The sequence below is a fragment of the Aeromonas sp. QDB54 genome (assembly GCF_027707385.1).
Lineage (GTDB): Bacteria > Pseudomonadota > Gammaproteobacteria > Enterobacterales > Aeromonadaceae > Aeromonas > Aeromonas hydrophila.
This window is the reverse complement of the sequence record NZ_JAPCIT010000062.1, coordinates 1-2678: the sequence shown is the minus strand read 5'-3', so window position 1 is coordinate 2678 and position 2678 is coordinate 1. Positions and strand designations below refer to the sequence as shown.

Genomic DNA, 2678 nt, shown 5'->3' with positions numbered 1-2678 from the left:
CAACACAATGATGGGATACCGCCAGCAGAGGCCGAAAATCGGCTTAACTGTGTGTCCGGATTTAGTTGACCACTACAGGAGTCAGCTACGAAGGAATGAGCACGCCCGAGCGTGAAGCCAAGATCCAAGCTCGCAAGGAAGAAGAAGAAATCAGGAAAGAGTTTCGGAGAGTTGCTGTTGTTGCTGTTTATGGTAGCGTTTAATTTTAAGCTTTGGAAAATCAACAAGAAGGCATAGCGAATGATCCCCTCTGGCAAACCAAGCCGACTGTCGCCGAGGCTAATCCCTCTTGTGGTTTTTTTGATCGGCCTGTGCTCCACCGTAGTGCTTTACCAACTCATCGTCGAGTCCATCGATCAACGACAACAGGTCTACTTCGACTTCCGCGCCCGGGAGGCTGCTGAGCGCATCGAGAACCGCATGGCCACCTACCAGCAGGTCCTGCGGGGCACGGCCGGGTTCTTTGGTGTGCATCATGATGTCGGACGTGAAGATTTCCGAAGGTATTCCGATCGCCAGGCTCTGGACCAGTACCTGCCTGGCATCCAAGGCGTGGGCTTCGCCAGGGCCATCCGGCCTGCCGATCTGCAAACCCACATCGATCAGGTCCGCGCCGAAGGCTTTCCCTCTTACACGGTGCAACCAGCAGGCCAACGAGACCTGTATTCCTCGATCGTGTATCTGGAGCCGTTTTCGGGACGCAACCTGCGTGCCTTCGGCTTCGACATGTATTCAGAACCCGTGCGGCGCGAGGCCATGCAGCGCTCGGTAGATACGGGTGCCATCGCGCTTTCGGGGCATGTGCGTCTCGAGCAGGAAACGGGGGTTCAGGAGCAGTCGGGGTTCCTGATCTACCAGGCGATCTACGCTACTGACCAGCCAGCGGCAACCGTAGCAGAGCGCCGGGAACAACTGCGCGGCTGGGTCTATGCACCGTTTCGCATGACAGACTTCCTGCATGGTCTCCTCGGAGAGCAGGAGCGTGACCTGATCATCGACATCTTCGACGGCGAAGAGATGGTTGAAGCGACACGAACTCACTTTGGCAGTTCAGGGCGTACCGATATCCGTCCAGGGTTTGAATCGGTGCATCGGCTGCGCATGATGGGACAAACCTGGACCGTTCGCGTTCATGGCAGCACGAGCCTTCTGCAACGGGTGGACAGAGGGCTACCGATCGTGATCGCGGTAACCGGTGTCTTGCTCAGTGCCATGCTGGCTGGGCTGATGTTTTTGCTGGTGTCGGGTCGGTCCCGGGCAGAAGCGGCGGCCCGCGCGATGACAGAAGACCTGTCTCTGGAGAGGTCTCGATTGAGCGCCATTCTTGAAGGCACCCGGGTCGGCACCTGGGAGTGGAATGTCCAGAGCGGTGAAACCGTCTTCAATGAGGAATGGGCGAGGATCGTTGGATACAAGCTCCAAGAGCTTGAGCCGATCTCCATCGTCACCTGGGTAAAGCTCACGCATCCGGAAGATCTGCAAAAGTCAGAACAGCTGCTCAAGCAGCACTTGGCGGGGGAGTTACCGTTCTACGAGTGTGAGGCCAGAATGCGCCACAAGGATGGGCACTGGATCTGGGTGCTGGACCGCGGGAAGGTGGGGAAATGGGATCGGGATGGCAAGCCTCTCATCATGTACGGTACCCATCAGGACATCAGCCGGTCCAGACAGGAGCTGGATACCTATCACCATCGAGCGCATCATGACGTATTGACCGATCTACCCAACCGGGTCTTACTCGGTGACCGCATACAGCAGGCGCTTGCATTGGCAGAGCGCGAGAACACGCATCTGGCTGTGCTGTTCATGGATCTGGATGGGTTCAAGTCGGTCAACGACACCCATGGCCACGAAGCGGGGGATGTAGTGCTAAAGACCGTGGCCCGCCGTCTCCTGTGTTGCATCCGTGCCTCCGACACGCTCGCCAGGGTGGGAGGCGATGAGTACGTGGCCTTGCTGCAACACGTCAGCGACGAACAGGAGGCGCTCAAAAAGGCCAGCCTGTTCATCTCGGAGGTCCGCCGACCAATCCCCTTGCCTGCGGGTGGCGAAGCACGAATTTCCATTAGTGTCGGTATCGCGCTCTACCCTCAGCATGGAGCGACCATCGAGGTGCTCAGCGAGCATGCCGATCAGGCGATGTATCAGGTCAAGAAAGGCTCCAAGAATGGAGCCTTGGTGCATCAGGATAGCGGCTCGGTGTAGCTCTGCGTTCCCGTAGCGTTTAAACGCACCCTGATCGACAACTCCAGATCTTGTGTTGCCGGCGACAGCGTCCACGCATGAAGTTGGTCCATCACGACCGATCAGGCATTGACCGCCGATTGCTTCGAGCAACTGGCCCCACAGATGACCGCCAAGGGCTGGAAAGGGAAGCCGCAGAATTCGGGAAGAATCGTACGCTAAGCCGACTTGGCTTAAGTGCGTTTCCTGTTCCACTGCTCCCTATTCGGGATTTGGGGAGCAATGGAACCAAAACCCAACGTAGGCCCGCCGCGAACGTCCAGTTGAAGTACGCCCTAACTAGGCGTCAGGCCGGAACCTTGGGCCGCGTCAGGATAGGGCCGATTCCAGCATTTTCTGACGCCTCGCCGGCAACCTCTAAATAACTGATCCCAATAGTGCTACACCTTCGCTGTGCCATAGCCATTCCCCGGGAAAGGAGACACGGTATCCAT

2 protein-coding genes are annotated in these 2678 nt (G+C 57.5%); one reads left to right on the top strand and one right to left on the bottom strand.

The window, feature by feature from the left end:
• The coding region (locus PG881_RS23725) for a hypothetical protein (RefSeq protein WP_270803276.1) at positions 1-320 on the bottom strand (320 nt) is incomplete at its 3' end.
• Between PG881_RS23725 and PG881_RS23720 the strand changes: the two genes are divergently transcribed.
• Positions 301-2205, top strand: coding sequence for a CHASE domain-containing protein (locus PG881_RS23720; protein WP_270803274.1), 1905 nt, complete (start codon positions 301-303; stop codon positions 2203-2205). The two genes, PG881_RS23725 and PG881_RS23720, sit on opposite strands and share 20 nt — an antisense overlap.
• Positions 2206-2678: the final 473 nt, after the last annotated feature.